This window comes from Micromonospora sp. NPDC023869, from assembly GCF_055559695.1.
Map to the genome: position 1 here is coordinate 292,611 of NZ_JBVHKD010000002.1, position 13,334 is coordinate 305,944.

The following is a 13,334-nucleotide window of genomic DNA, read 5'->3' on the forward strand; positions in this document are numbered from 1 at the left end:
GGTGAGCATGTCCGAGGAGACCTGATGTACTTCACCGACCGTGGCATCGAGGAGTTGGTCCAGCGCCGGGGTGACGAGGACGTCACCCTGGAGTGGCTCGGCGAGCGGCTGCGGGAGTTCGTCGACCTCAACCCCGAGTTCGAGACCCCGATCGAGCGCTTCGCCACCTGGCTCGCCCGGCTCGACGACCCCGACGACGAGTAGTCGCCGGACGGGCCACCGACCCGCCACGCGGCCGGAGCGCCCGGGAAGCGGGCATCCGCGCCGACGAAAGCCCTGGTAGGCCAGGTCCGTACCGGCCGGGACGGCGGGTATGGTGGCGGCCATGCTTCGCAGCTCCCGCCGCCCTGCCCTGGTGGTGGGGATCGCGCTGACCGTCCTGCTGACCGGGTGCGGGGGCGAGGCACCCGAGCGTCCGCCGACGGAGACCGTGAGCGCCGACCGCTCGTCACCGCCGCTGCCGCCGGTCTTCTACGTCGACCCGCGTGGCGCGGCGTCCTGGCAGGTCACCGAGTGGGCGCAGGAGGGCCGGGACGAGGACGCCGCCACGCTGCGCCGGATCAGCACCCGCCCGACCGCCCGGTGGCTGGTCGGCGACTCCGCCACGGTCACCGCGGAGGTGTCGGAGTTCCTCGCCGGTGCCAGCCGCTCCGGCCAGACGCCGGTGCTGGTCACCCACAACCTCCCGCAGCGCGACTGCGGGCGGCAGGGTCAGGGCGGTGCCGAGTCGGCCGGGGCGTACCAGGACTGGATCCGGCGGGTGGCCGCCGGCGTGCAGGGACGGCCGGTCACGATCGTGGTGGAACCGGGCGCGGTGCCGGACGCCGTGGACCGCTGCGTCGACGACGTCGACGAGCGGCTGGACCTGCTGCGGGACGCGGTGACGGTGCTGGGCAGCACCGGCAGCGCCCGGATCTATCTGGACGCCGGGCACCCCGGCTGGATCACCGACGGCGGCCGGCTGGCGGCGGCGCTGCGCCGTGCCGGTGTCACCGAGGCCGACGGCTTCGCGCTCAACGTGGCCAACTTCGTCGGCACGCCGCAGAACGTGACCTACGGTCACGAGATCTCCGACGCCCTCGGCGGTACCACCACGTTCGTCATCGACACCAGCCGCAACGGCCGGGGCGCGTACCCGGGCGAGACCGTGCGCGCGGCGCCGAGCTGGTGCAATCCGCCGGGCCGCGCGCTCGGCGCGGACCCCACCACCGACACCGGCCTGGACCGGGTCGACGCCCTGCTCTGGGTCAAGTACCCGGGCGAGTCAGACGGCGCCTGCCGCCCGGGCGAGCCGGAGAGCGGCGTCTGGTGGCCCGAGTACGCCCTCGGCCTGGCCCGACGCGCCGACTGACACACCCGCCGCCGCTCCCCGCACGCCCGCTCGCCGGGCCTGGTGGGCAACGGTAGGGCGCAGGTCAGGGGCGTCCACCGGGCTGAGCGGGCGGCGGCGGGCCACAGGTCAGCGGCGTACCCGCTGGGCGGTGGCGGCGGTCGGAGCGGGCACCGGCGGTGGCGGACCCGCCGGGCCGCCGGGAGGTGCTAGTCCGGTCCGCTTGAGCTTCTGCCAGCCGAGCCGGCCGCCGGTCAACGCGGTGACCACCGACTGGAGCAGCACCAGGTACATCAGTTGGCGATAGACGAACTGCTGCAACGGCAGCACCCAGAGGACGCCGAGCTTCTCCTTGTCGAGGCGGAACGCCACGATCGCAGTCAGGAACTGCAACCCCAGCATGGCGGCCCAGGCCAGCGCCGTCTCGGTGCGGTTCAGGAAGATCAGGCCATAGATCGCGAGCAGGTCGATCACCGGGGCGGTCAACGGGAGCAGCACCCCGAACAGCGTCAGGAAGGCCAGGCAGCGGCGGCTGAACCGGCCGGACGCGCCCTTGTCGAGCACCGAGCGGCGGTGCTTCCACATCGCCTGCATGGTGCCGTAGCTCCACCGGTAGCGCTGCTTCCACAACTGCCCGAAGCTGGCCGGCGCCTCGGTCCAGGCGCGGGCGCTCTCCTCGTACACCACCTTCCAGCCGGCGCGGCCCAGGGCCATGGTGATGTCGGTGTCCTCGGCCAGCGTCTCGTCGGTCATCCCACCGGCGTACTCCAGCGCCTCGCGGCGGAACGCGCCGATCGCGCCGGGGATGGTCGGCATGCAGCGCAGCGTCTCGTAGAGCCGGCGGTCGAGGTTGAAGCCGATCACGTACTCGATGTGCTGCCACTTGGCGATCATGCTGCGCCGGTTGCCGACCTTGACGTTGCCGGCCACCGCACCCACCTGCGGGTCGCCGAACGGCTGGACCAGGCGACGGACCGCGTCGGGCTCGAAGACGGTGTCCCCGTCGACCATCACGATCAGGTCGTGTCGGGCCAGGGCGACGCCGGTGTTCAGCGCGCTCGGCTTCCCGCCGTTGGGCTTGCGGACCACCCGTACGTTCGGCAGGCCGAGCCCGGCGGCGATGTCGGCGGTGCCGTCGGTCGACCCGTCGTCGACCACCACCACCTCGATGCCGCCGGGATGGTCGCCGGTGGCGAGCGAGCGGACCGCCTCGGCGATGCCCTCCTTCTCGTTGTACGCGGGCACGATCACCGACACCGGTTCGGTGATCGGCGGCCCCCAGGCGAAGCCCTTGCGGCGTCGTTTGCGGGCGTGCCGCCGCGCCAGTACGAACAGCAGCACGGTCCGCCCGATGGTGAGCGTCCCGACCAGCACGAAGAGCACGCCGAAGAGGACGAAGGTGCCGTCGGCGGCGCGCACCGCCATGATCAGCATCTGGCCGCGCCAGCGCTCGGTGAACGTCGCCTCGGTCGGCCCGGCCGTGGTGCCGGTGGCACCGGCCTCGACCAGCGCCCGGTTCAACCCCTCACTGATCGTGGTGAAGGTGTATCCCCGCTCCTTCATCAACGGGATGTACCGGTCCAGCGCCTCGACGGTCTGCGAGCGGTCGCCGCCGGAGTCGTGCCAGAGCGTGACCGCGCCGGAGTAACCCTCCGGTACGGTCCGCTCGATCATCCCCTCCACGCCCTGCCGTTCCCAGTCCCGGCTGTCCAGGTCGTTGACCACGCTGAGGTAGCCGAGTTCACCGGCCTGTTGCAGCAGCGGCCAGTCCTGGTCGACGAAGGCGTCCGCCCGGGACGAGTACGGGAACCGCAGCAGGTTGGACCTCTGGCCGGTGGCCCCAGCGATGACGAGCTGGGTCTGGGTGTACTCCATCCGCCGCTGCCAGCCCGGGATCTGGGTGAGGTGCGGGTGGGTGAAGGTGTGCACGCCCAGTTCGTGCCCCTTCTCGGCCAGCTCACGGACCAGGTCGGGGCTGCGGACCACCTGGTTGCCGAGGACGAAGAAGGTGCCCGGGACCTGGTGCTTCTCCAACACCTCCAGCACGGCCGGGGTCCAGACCGGGTCGGGGCCGTCGTCGAAGGTCAACGCGATGGTCCGCGCCGGCAGCCGGTACGACTGTGGCCGGTCGGCGGTGGTGTTGACGATCGGGCCGCCTTCGAGGATCTCGTCGGGGACGTCGTCCTGGCCGCTGCCGAAGGTGTTCTCCGCCCGGTAGTCCGGGATGAACGAGCCGTTGGCGTACGCCTGGACGAAGAGGATGCCGCCGAGCAGCACGAAGACCATGGCGTACACGGTCCAACTCGGACGGGGGATGAACCGTCGGGCGCGGGCGGTCGGACCCGGTCGGGCGTGCTGTCGGGGTCGTTCGGGTGTGGGGGAAGGGGACGCGTGTGCCGGCCGGCGGGGCGGGTACGGGTGGCTCATCAGGGAGCGGTCGCCTCATTCGTGTCGTTCGGTTCCGGCGACGGCGTTGTCGTGGGTGTCGGGCTGCTCGGCGGCGGCGTGCTGGGCGGCGGCGTGCTGCGGGGCGGGGTGCTCCGGGACGGGCTGGGCGTCGGCGTCCCGCTGGGGCGGGCGCTGGTCGGCGCCGTCCGGGACGGGCTGGGGGTGGGACTGGCCGAGGTCGCGCCGGTGCCGGGCGCGGCGGAGGAAGGCACCGGGCGCTGCGGCGTGACCTGGGTGGGCGACGGTGCCGGTGAGGTCGACCGGCTGGGCGAGGGGGCCGGGGAGACGGGCGGCGCCTCCCACGTCTCGGCGGGCTCGACGAACGGGATGATCGTGTCGGGACGGACCGGTCCGCCGGCGAAGCTGATGCCGACCATCATGGTGTACGCCACCCCGGCCAGGCCGAGGGCGTACGCCGTCCGCCGTAACCATCGGCGGCGACGGCCACTCGGATCGACGAAGACGGGGGATGGTTCCGGGGCGACAGGAATGAGCTGTGTTGGTCCCTCCACCTGCGCGAGTCTAAACGTGAAAAGCTCTCGCTTTCTCGCCCAAGTGTCCCATCTGACATGCGAAAACAGGCGCAACCAACCCTAGATGGTTGTCTGAGGACAACCAACCGGACCGAGTAGGTTGGGCCGCATGGCTCGCAGCGTCTACCTCACCAGCGTGGGATCCGGCGGCGGCAAATCGGCCATCGCGTTGGGTCTCGCCGAGCTGCTCTCCCGGCAGGTCGAACGGATCGGCGTGTTCCGGCCGCTGGTGCCGTCGAACGGACCCGACCACATCCTCGCCCTGCTCAGCGAGCGCTATCGCGTGCAGGTTAACCCGTCCGACCTGGCCGGAGCCACATATGCCGAGGCCACGGCGCTGGTATCAGACGGACGGCGGGAAGAACTGATCTCCAGGGTGGTGCAGCGCTACCGAGCGGTCGAGCGACAGTGCCCGGCCGTCGTAGTGGTGGGTAGCGACTTCGCCGACTCCGGCGACGGGACCACGCCACGGGAACTCGCCTTCAACGCCCGGCTGGCGACCGAGTTCGGCAGCGTGGTGGTGCCGGTCGTGGACGGGCAGGGCCAGTCACCGGAGGCGATCGCGGCGGCGGCCCGGGGCGCGTACCACGACCTGGTGGACCTCGGCGCGACGGTGCTCGCGGTCATCGCCAACCGGGTGCCCGAGCCGATGGACCTGCCCGACCTGCCGGTGCCGGCGTACGCCATCCCGGAGGTGCCGACCGTGTCGGCGCCGACGGTGGCCGAGGTGGCCGCCGCACTCGGCGCGACACTGCTCACCGGCGACGAGGCGGCGCTCGGTCGCGACGTGCTCGACTACGTGGTCGGCGCGGCCCACGTACCGACGCTCGTGGAACACCTGACCGACGGCTGCCTGGTGATCACGCCGGGCGACCGGGACGACCTGCTGGTGGCCGCCGGTGCCGCGCACGTCTCCGGCCAGGCCTCGATCTCCGGGTTGGTGCTCACCCTCGGCGAACAACCCGACCCGCGCGCCCTGCGCCTCTTCGACGGGCTGAACACCGGCCTGGCGGTGCTCAGTGTCACCAGCGACAGCTACGACACGGTCGCCGCGTCCAGCCGGATCGAGGGACGGCCCAGCGCGGCCAACACCCGGAAGGTGGAGGCCGCCCTCGGCGCCTTCGAGGCCAACGTGGACACCGACGAGCTGGCCCGCCGACTCGCGGTCACCCGCTCGCAGCGGGTCACCCCGCTGATGTTCGAGTACGACCTGATCGACCGGGCCCGCGCCCAGCGCCGCCACCTGGTGCTGCCCGAGGGCACCGACGAACGGATCCTGCGGGCGACCGAGATCCTGCTGCACCGGGGCGTGGCCGACCTCACCCTGCTCGGTCGCCCCGACGACGTGGCCCGACGAACCCGGGAACTGGGCGTCGACGTCACCGGGGCCACCATCGTCGACCCTGCGACCAGCCAGTGGCGGGACGAGTTCGCCGAGGCGTACGCGAAGCTGCGCGCCCATCGGGGCGTCACCGTCGAGCTGGCGTACGACGTGGTGGCCCAGCCGAACTACTTCGGCACCATGATGGTGTGGGCCGGTCACGCCGACGGCATGGTCTCCGGCGCCACCCACACCACCGCCGCCACCATCCGCCCCGCCTTCGAGATCGTCAAGAACCTGCCGGACGTCTCCGTCGCCTCCAGCGTCTTCTTCATGCTGCTCGCCGACCGGGTCCTGGTGTACGGCGACTGCGCGGTCAACCGCGACCCGGACGCCGCCCAGCTCGCCGACATCGCGATCTCCTCGGCCGACACCGCGGCCCGGTTCGGCATCGAGCCCCGGGTGGCGATGCTGTCGTACTCGACCGGCAGTTCCGGCGCCGGTGCCGACGTGGAGAAGGTCGCGGCGGCCACCGCGCTGGTCCGTGAGCGTCGGCCCGACCTGGCCGTGGAGGGTCCGATCCAGTACGACGCGGCGATCGACCCGGCGGTGGCGGCGACGAAGCTGCCCGACAGTGCGGTCGCCGGCCGCGCGACGGTCTTCATCTTCCCGGACCTGAACACCGGCAACAACACGTACAAGGCGGTGCAGCGCTCGGCCGGGGCGGTGGCCGTCGGGCCGGTGATGCAGGGCCTGCGCCGGCCGGTCAACGACCTCTCCCGAGGGGCCACCGTGCCGGACATCGTCAACACCGTGGCGATCACCGCCATCCAGGCCGCCGCCCTCACCGACGCTCCCCCACCCGGAGACGCATGATGACCGACAAGGTGCTGGTGCTCAACTGCGGGTCGTCCTCGGTCAAGTACCGGCTGTACGACGGTGACCGGGTACTCGACAAGGGCACCGTCGAGCGGATCGGTGAGGCCGGTGGCGACGCGCCCGACCATGCCGGGGCGGTCCGGCGGATCCTGGCCGGGCTGGACCTGACCGGGCTCACTGCGGTCGGGCACCGGGTGGTGCACGGCGGCCGGCGGTTCACCGCGCCGACGCTGGTGGACGACGCGGTGCTGGCCGCCATCACCGACCTGGTGCCGCTGGCACCGCTGCACAACCCGGCCAACCTCGCCGGCATCGCCGAGGCCCGCGCCGTCCTGCCCGAGGTGCCGCAGGTCGCCGTCTTCGACACCGCGTTCCACCACACGCTGCCCGACTCCGCCGCCACGTACGCGATCGACCGCGACGTCGCGCAGCAGTACGGCGTCCGGCGGTACGGCTTCCACGGCACCTCGCACTCGTACGTCTCCCGGCGCACCGCCGAGCTGCTGGACCGCCCGTACGCGGAGGTCAACACGATCACCCTGCACCTGGGCAACGGCGCCAGCGCGTGCGCGGTCGCGCAGGGACGCAGCGTGGCCACCTCGATGGGGATGTCCCCGCTGGAGGGGCTGGTGATGGGCACCCGCAGCGGTGACCTGGACCCGACCGTGGTGTTCCACCTGCGCCGCGAGGGCGGACTGGGCGTGGACGAGATCGACGACCTGCTCAACCACCGCAGCGGCCTGCTCGGGCTCTCCGGCGTCAACGACATGCGGGAGGTGCTGTCCCGGCGGGCGGCCGGGGACGAGGCGGCGACGCTCGCCTTCGACGTCTACTGCCGGCGGATCACCGGCTACGTGGGGGCGTACTACGCGTTGCTCGGCCGGGTCGACGCGGTCACCTTCACCGCCGGGGTCGGCGAGCACGCGGCACCGGTACGCGCGGCGGCACTCGCCGGGCTCGGACGGCTCGGCATCACCGTCGACCCCGAGCGCAACACGGGCAGCGGTGACCGGTTCATCTCACCGGACGGCGCGGAGGTCGCGGTCTGCGTGGTCGGCACGGACGAGGAGCGCGAGATCGCCCGGGCGGCACGCGCGGTGGTGGCGGCCACCGCCTGATCGGTCGGCGGCCCGGGGGCGAACCGATCAGGCGAAGGCGAGCCAGCTCGCGAGCGCGACCAGCACCACGGCGACCACGGCGGCACCGATGATCAGGCCGTTGCGGGAGGCCGTCTCAGCGGGCGCGTCCGGGGTGCCGGCGAAGGCGCGGAACGCCTCGGTGTTGCCGCTCGGATCGGTGTAGTTCTCAGTCATGCCGTGACCTTAGCGAAAGCGGTCCAGTCGGACGGTCCGTGCGCGCCGTCCGAACGGGTGGCGTACGGCACCGGTCAACCGGACCCGGACGGGTGACCCGGGGTCCTACCGTGATGTCGTGGGAATCGCACGGGGGTTCACCGCACTGGTGTCGGCGCTGCTGATGGCGCTGTCGGCCGGTTGCGCGACGAGCGGCGAGCAGTCCGGCCAGGCACCCGGCGGTCGGCAGGCGCCGGAGGTGCCGTACGCGGTGGGTGTGCGCACCCTCACCGTCGACCCGGCCTCGGAACGTCCACTGCCGGTCACACTCTGGTATCCGACGCAGGGCAGCCAGGTCGCCGAGGGGCGGTTCCCGGTGGTGATCTACAGCCACGGTCTGGCCAGCCTGCCCGAGTTGCACTCCGGACTGACCGCCCGATGGGCCGCCGCCGGATTCGTGGTGGCCGCGCCGACGTACCCGCACACCCGGCGCGGCGCGAAGCGGTTCTCCCGGGCCGACGTCCGTCACCAGCCGGCCGACGGGTGGCGGGTGATCCGGCACCTGGTCCGGCTCGACGGCCGCTCCGGCGACCCGCTCGCCGGTCACCTCGACGTGCAGCGGGTGGCGGCGGCCGGACACTCGGCGGGCGGCTTCACCACCGCCGGTATGTTCACCGCCGGGCACCCGGCCCGACTGCGGGCCGGCATCGTGATCGCCGGAGGCGGGATGGCGGGCAGTTTCGCCGGCCCGAGCGCCCCGATCCTCTTCGTGCACGGCACCGCCGACGCGGTGGTGCCGCTCAGCGTCGGCCGGGCCGCGTACGGCCGTACCCCCGGACCGGCCTCCTTCCTCAGCCTGCTCGGGCAGGGCCACGGCGAGTACCTCGTCCCCGGTCGGCCCGGTTTCGCCCAGGTCCTCGGCGCCACCACCGACTTCCTGCGCCTGACGCTCTACGGCGACGCCGAGGCCGGGCGGCGGCTGCCCGGCCGGGCGCTGCTGGCCGGCGTCACCAGCTTCGAGACCCGACCGGCAGCCTGACCTGCCCGACGGCACCACCTGCACGCCGGGTGAGGGCGCAGGACGTGGAGCGCCGGACGGGCCGGTCGGCGGGCGAGGCAGAATCGGAGTCATGTCGCGCCGCGCCCTCTCTCTCCTGCTCGCCAGCACGCTCACCGCCGGCATGCTGGTCGGCTGCTCCGCCGACCGCGAACCGGACGAGCGGGCCGAGGCGCCCGCCCCCTCGGCGACCGCCTCCGCACCGGCCGCGACCACGTCGGCGCCGGACATCCCCGCCGGCACCGCGCCGGAGCAGACCTTCGCCGTCGGCGTACGGCAACTCAAGCTCAACCGCGACGGCAACCGGCCGCTGCCGGTGACCGTCTGGTACCCGGCGGCCGGTCGGGCGGGCGGGAAGCCGCAGTCGTCGGCGGACGCCGCCGAGGGGCGGTTCCCGGTGGTCATGTTCAGCCACGGCCTCGGCGGTCGACCCGCCGACTACCAGGCGCTGCTCACCCGGTGGGCGGCCGCCGGTTTCGTGGTGGCCGCGCCGACGTTCCCGAACACCTCGAAGGCCGGTGGCGACAACAACGTGCTCGACGTGCTCAACCAGCCCGCCGACGTCTCGTACGCGCTGACCGAGGTGCTCGCGCTCGACGCCCGCGACGGCGACGTGCTGCGGGGCCGGCTCGCCACCGACCGGGTGGCCGCCGCCGGGCACTCCGCGGGCGGGGTGACCACCATCGGGCTGTTCACCGCCGGCCGGGACGAGCGGCTGGCCGCCGGGATCGTCTTCGCCGGCACCGCGCTCGGCGTGGGCACCGCGTTCGCCGGTGCCGCCGCGCCGCAACTGTTCGTGCACGGCGAGGCCGACGAGGTGGTGCAGTACACCGCCGGCAAGGCGGTCTACGACCTGGTGCCCTGGCCGAAGGCGATGCTCAGCCTGCCCGAGGGCGACCACGGCCGGAAGCTGCTGAGAGACGACACGTCGCTGGGCGTGGTGGCGAACACCACCGCCGAGTTCCTGCGCTGGACGCTCTACGGCGACGCCGAGGCCAAGGAGCGCATCCCCACCGCCGCCGCCCGCGACGACATCGCCACCCTCGACAACAACCTGTAGCACCCAGGGTTTGGTGTTAGGAAGGGTCCCCTGCTAACGCCTCGCGTATAGCAAGGGACCCTTCCTAACGCCGCACGCCCTAACGCCGCACGCCCTAACGCCGCACGCCCTAACGCCGCACGCCGAGCGCCGAGCGCCTCGACGCGTGCCGAGCGTCAGCTCGTGTGGTCGATCACGACCTTGCCGAAGGCATCACCGGAGTGCAGGCGGGCGAACGCCTCCTCGACCCGACTGAACGGCACCACGCTGTCCACCACCGGACGCACCTTCCGCTCGGCGCAGAACGCCAGCAGGTCGGCCAGGTCTGCCGAGGTACCCATCGAGGTGCCCAGGATCTCCAACTGCATCGCGAAGACCCGGCGCAGGTTGACCGCCGGCTCGTGCCCGGCGGTCGCCCCGGAGACCACGATCCGCGCGCCCGGCGCAGCCGACTTCAACGAGTGGTCGAAGGTGGCCGCGCCGACCGTCTCGATCACCACGTCGACCCGCTCGGGCAGCCGGGCGCCCGTCTCCAGGGCGGTCGCGCCCAGGCCGGCGACCCGCTCCCGCTTCGCGGCGTCGCGACTGGTCGCGTACACCCGCTTGCCCATCGCGGTGGCCAGCACCACGGCGGCGGTGGCCACGCCGCCTCCGGCGCCCTGGACCAGCACCGCATCGGCCTCGTCGATGCGGCCCTTGGTGGTCAGCATCCGCCACGCGGTCAGCCAGGCGGTCGGCAGGCACGCCGCGTTCGTCGCCGACAGGCCCGCCGGCAGCGGAAGGAGATTCCACCGGGGTACGGCCACCCGCTCGGCCAGCGTGCCGGGGAAGTGCTCGGAGAGGATGGACACCCCGCGCGGGTCACCCGGAGTGGGCACCACCGGATAGACGACCACCTCGTTGCCCTCCGGGTCCACGCCGACGGCGTCGCAGCCCAGGATCATCGGCAACTGCTCGGCGCGCAGCCCGACCCCGCGCAGCGACCAGATGTCGTGGTGGTTGAGCGAGCTGGCCGTGACGCGCAGGGTCACCCAGTCGTCGTCGGGCAGGCTCGGCTCGGGCTGCTCACCCACGGTGAGCGCGGCGAGCGGATCGGCGTCGTCGAAACGGGAGGCGAAGGCGGCACGCATGATCCGCACCGTAACAAGCTGAGCGGCCGTTAAGAAGGGTCCCTTCCTAGACACGAGGCGTTAGGAGGGGACCCTTCCTTTCACGTCAGGCGCGGGCGACGCCGTCGCGGCGGGCGGCTTCGGCGACGGCTTCGGCCACCGCCGGAGCGACCCGGGGATCGAGCGGTGAGGGCACGATCGCGTCCGGCGTGAGCGCCTCGGCCACCACGGCGGCGATGGCGTCGGCGGCGGCCACCTTCATCGACTCGGTGACCCGGGTGGCCCGGGCCTGGAGCGCGCCCCGGAACACGCCCGGGAAGGCCAGCACGTTGTTGATCTGGTTGGGGTAGTCGCTGCGGCCGGTGGCGACCACCGCGACGTGCCGTGCGGCGACGTCCGGGTGCACCTCGGGGGTGGGGTTGGCCAGCGCGAACACGATCCCGCCGGATGCCATCCCGGCCACCGCCGCCTCCGGGATCTGCCCGCCGGAGACGCCGATCAGCACGTCGGCGTCGCGCAACGCCTCGGTGATGTCGCCCTGCCGGCCGTCGGCGTTGGTCAGCTCGGCCAGCTCGGCCTTGGTGCCGGTGAGGCCGTCGCGCTGGCGGGAGACGATGCCCCGGGAGTCACAGACCACCACCCGCTGCGGGTCCACTCCCCCGGCCACCAGCATATTGGTCACCGCCACGCCGGCCGCACCCGCACCGCTGACCGCCACCCGCAGGTCGCCGAGCTTGCGGTTGAGCAGGGTCGCGGCGTTGCGCAGCGCGGCCAGCACCACGATCGCGGTGCCGTGCTGGTCGTCGTGGAAGACCGGGATGTCCAGCGCCTCGTCGAGGCGGCGTTCCACCTCGAAGCAGCGCGGTGCGCTGATGTCCTCCAGGTTGATCCCACCGAACGACGGCGCGAGCGCCTTGACCGTCGCCACGATCTCGTCGACGTCCTGCGTGTCCAGGCAGACCGGCACCGCGTCGACGCCGCCGAACTGCTTGAACAGCACGGCCTTGCCCTCCATCACCGGCAGCGCGGCGCGCGGGCCGATGTTGCCCAGTCCGAGTACGGCCGAACCGTCGGTGACGACCGCGACGGTGTTCGACGTCCAGGTGTACTCGTAGGTCAGCGACGGGTCAGCGGCGATCGCCTCGCACACCCGGGCCACACCCGGCGTGTACGCGAGGGAGAGGTCTTCGCGACTGGTCAGCGGGACGGTCGAGAGGACGGCCATCTTGCCGCCCCGGTGCAGTTGGAAGACGGGATCAGCGGGGTCCACGGTGGACGAAGGCATGGTGACTCCAGTGTCGGTTCAGCAGCTGGGCCGGCCGGTCGGGGCGCACGGTGAGGCAAGCGAGCGGCGGCACGAAGTGCGGGGGTCACCCAGGCACTTTCCGAGCATAGTCACGCCACCGGGAGCCAGAGGTGAGCAGGGTCATAACGGCTGCGGCGGCAATCGGCCGGGGTGGGGCCAGTAGCGGAGCACCACCCGACCGAGGACGTCGGCCACCCCGTACGCCCGGGAGTCGTCGGTCACCAACTCGTTGTCACCGTACAGCCACCAGCCGCCGTCGACGGGTCGGACGGCGCGTTTGACCACGAGCAGCTCGGGGCGGCTGCGGAAGACCGCGACCACCACGTCCCCCGGCCGGGTGGCGCGGCCCCCCGGGCGGACCAGCACCGCGTCGCCGTGCCGCAGGGTCGGCGCCATGGACGGACCGGTCACGAGTACGGCCGAGAGCGGTCGCCGGAGGTGTGGCACCGGCATGTGGTTTCACCTCCTGCGGCCTCGGGGACCACGTCCAGGAGTAATGTCGTCATGGATCATCGCAAACTTCCCATGGAGGATCCCGATGCGACTTCCACGCATCCTTGCGCCCCGGGTGACCGCGAGCGCGCACTGCGACCTGCCCTGCGGCGTCTACGACCCCGCGCAGGCTCGGATCGAGGCCGAGTCGGTGAAAATGATCTGCGAGAAGTACCAGGCCAACACCGACCCCGAGTTCCGTACCCGGGCCATCCTGATCAAGGAGCAGCGGGCCGAGCTGGTCAAGCACCACCTGTGGGTGCTGTGGACCGACTACTTCAAGCCGCCGCACTTCGAGAAGTACCCGCACCTGCACCAGCTGTTCAACGAGGCCACCAAGCTGGCCGGCGCGGCGGGCGCCAAGGGCGCCACCGACCCGTCCAAGGCCGACGAGTTGCTGCAGAAGATCGACGAGATCTCGAAGATCTTCTGGGAGACCAAGCAGGCGTGACGTGACCCGGTCACGCCTGTCGTCGGCGGCCGGCCCTGCCCCTCGGGGCGGGCCGGTCGCCGACGCGTTTCCGGTCG

Annotated in this window: 13 protein-coding genes; 7 read left to right on the forward strand and 6 right to left on the reverse strand. The window is 72.5% G+C overall.

What is annotated here, in order from left to right; genetic code table 11:
* The first annotated feature begins 24 nt into the window (after positions 1-24).
* Together ACZ31C_RS07025 and ACZ31C_RS07030 are read left to right on the forward strand one after the other, a co-directional pair.
* Positions 25-204 carry a DUF6104 family protein gene (locus ACZ31C_RS07025; protein ID WP_465794552.1) on the forward strand — a complete coding sequence of 60 codons (180 nt, stop codon included), beginning with the start codon at positions 25-27 and terminating at the stop codon, positions 202-204.
* 121 nt (positions 205-325) lie between these two features.
* Complete coding sequence (locus ACZ31C_RS07030) at positions 326-1,351, forward strand: glycoside hydrolase family 6 protein (RefSeq protein WP_465794553.1); 1,026 nt, start codon at positions 326-328, stop codon at positions 1,349-1,351.
* 108 nt (positions 1,352-1,459) lie between these two features.
* Here ACZ31C_RS07030 and ACZ31C_RS07035 read toward each other — a convergent pair whose 3' ends face one another.
* Complete coding sequence (locus ACZ31C_RS07035; RefSeq protein ID WP_465794554.1) at positions 1,460-3,616, reverse strand: bifunctional polysaccharide deacetylase/glycosyltransferase family 2 protein; 2,157 nt, start codon at positions 3,614-3,616, stop codon at positions 1,460-1,462.
* 140 nt (positions 3,617-3,756) lie between these two features.
* The gene (locus ACZ31C_RS07040) at positions 3,757-4,290 is read right to left on the reverse strand and encodes a hypothetical protein (RefSeq protein ID WP_465794555.1); all 534 of its coding nucleotides are present in this window, start codon (positions 4,288-4,290) and stop codon (positions 3,757-3,759) included.
* A gap of 130 nt (positions 4,291-4,420) precedes the next feature.
* On the opposite strand from ACZ31C_RS07040, the gene pta reads away from it, so the two are divergent.
* Both pta and ACZ31C_RS07050 read left to right on the forward strand, forming a co-directional pair.
* Complete coding sequence (gene pta, locus ACZ31C_RS07045) at positions 4,421-6,508, forward strand: phosphate acetyltransferase (RefSeq protein ID WP_465794556.1); 2,088 nt, start codon at positions 4,421-4,423, stop codon at positions 6,506-6,508.
* Entirely contained in the window at positions 6,508-7,629 is a 1,122-nt protein-coding gene (locus ACZ31C_RS07050; protein WP_465794557.1) for an acetate/propionate family kinase, read from the forward strand. The genes pta and ACZ31C_RS07050 overlap by 1 nt, the downstream gene beginning before the upstream one ends.
* Positions 7,630-7,656: 27 nt before the next feature.
* On the opposite strand, the gene ACZ31C_RS07055 is transcribed toward ACZ31C_RS07050, so the two are convergent.
* Entirely contained in the window at positions 7,657-7,824 is a 168-nt protein-coding gene (locus tag ACZ31C_RS07055; protein ID WP_162854353.1) for a hypothetical protein, read from the reverse strand.
* Between the two features lie 163 nt (positions 7,825-7,987).
* On the opposite strand from ACZ31C_RS07055, the gene ACZ31C_RS07060 reads away from it, so the two are divergent.
* Both ACZ31C_RS07060 and ACZ31C_RS07065 read left to right on the forward strand, forming a co-directional pair.
* Positions 7,988-8,842 carry an alpha/beta hydrolase family protein gene (locus ACZ31C_RS07060; RefSeq protein WP_465794999.1) on the forward strand — a complete coding sequence of 285 codons (855 nt, stop codon included), beginning with the start codon at positions 7,988-7,990 and terminating at the stop codon, positions 8,840-8,842.
* A 91-nt stretch (positions 8,843-8,933) separates the two neighbouring features.
* Positions 8,934-9,920: an alpha/beta hydrolase family protein gene (locus ACZ31C_RS07065; protein WP_465794558.1), complete on the forward strand. Its 987-nt coding sequence runs from the start codon at positions 8,934-8,936 to the stop codon at positions 9,918-9,920.
* A gap of 155 nt (positions 9,921-10,075) precedes the next feature.
* On the opposite strand, the gene ACZ31C_RS07070 is transcribed toward ACZ31C_RS07065, so the two are convergent.
* The 3 genes from ACZ31C_RS07070 to ACZ31C_RS07080 all read right to left on the reverse strand — a co-directional run bounded on the left by ACZ31C_RS07070 (position 10,076) and on the right by ACZ31C_RS07080 (position 12,767).
* Entirely contained in the window at positions 10,076-11,038 is a 963-nt protein-coding gene (locus tag ACZ31C_RS07070; protein ID WP_465794559.1) for a zinc-binding dehydrogenase, read from the reverse strand.
* Positions 11,039-11,114: 76 nt separating this feature from the next.
* The gene (locus tag ACZ31C_RS07075; RefSeq protein ID WP_465794560.1) at positions 11,115-12,293 is read right to left on the reverse strand and encodes an NAD(P)-dependent malic enzyme; all 1,179 of its coding nucleotides are present in this window, start codon (positions 12,291-12,293) and stop codon (positions 11,115-11,117) included.
* A gap of 141 nt (positions 12,294-12,434) precedes the next feature.
* Positions 12,435-12,767, reverse strand: a complete 333-nt coding sequence (locus tag ACZ31C_RS07080) for a S24/S26 family peptidase (RefSeq protein WP_465794561.1) — start codon at positions 12,765-12,767, stop codon at positions 12,435-12,437.
* Between the two features lie 85 nt (positions 12,768-12,852).
* On the opposite strand from ACZ31C_RS07080, the gene sodN reads away from it, so the two are divergent.
* The gene (sodN, locus tag ACZ31C_RS07085) at positions 12,853-13,257 is read left to right on the forward strand and encodes a superoxide dismutase, Ni (RefSeq protein ID WP_131055291.1); all 405 of its coding nucleotides are present in this window, start codon (positions 12,853-12,855) and stop codon (positions 13,255-13,257) included.
* Positions 13,258-13,334 lie beyond the last annotated feature (77 nt).